We start from the raw sequence: 434 nt of genomic DNA on the forward strand, positions 1-434 counted from the left end.
CTATAACGCTTGTTACTGCTACTTCGCTTCTTGCCAATGGTGAAAACCTAAGCTAGCTTTATGGTTAGAAAAAGGCACTTGCTTCATGGAAGCAAATGCCATTATAACATATTTATATTGTATTACATATATGTTTAAATCAAGGCTTATTAGCGCATATGTCTGCTTATATTCAATAATACTCCAATTGCTGTTAACATGAGAGTCAGGGAGGACCCTCCGTAACTTAACAAAGGTAGTGTAATACCAGTTACTGGCATTAGTCCTATAACAACACTTATATTTATCATGACCTGAATAGCAATCATTCCAATAATTCCAGTTGCCATTAAGGTACCATATAAATCAGGAGCGTATAAAGCTATCCTTAACCCTCGCCAAAGTAGTACAGCGAAGCAGCATAATACAAACGCCCCACCTATAAACCCTAACTC

General features: G+C 37.1%; 1 protein-coding gene. It reads right to left on the reverse strand.

Features of this window, described 5'->3' with window-relative positions:
- Nucleotides 1-149: 149 nt before the first annotated feature.
- Nucleotides 150-434 (reverse strand): FtsW/RodA/SpoVE family cell cycle protein (locus tag AOA60_RS22185; protein ID WP_158235045.1); only part of this gene is annotated, 285 nt, incomplete at its 5' end.

Origin of the sequence: Pseudomonas sp. 2822-17, from assembly GCF_002742485.1 — a bacterium.
GTDB classification, from domain to species: domain Bacteria; phylum Pseudomonadota; class Gammaproteobacteria; order Pseudomonadales; family Pseudomonadaceae; genus Aquipseudomonas; species Aquipseudomonas cyclaminis.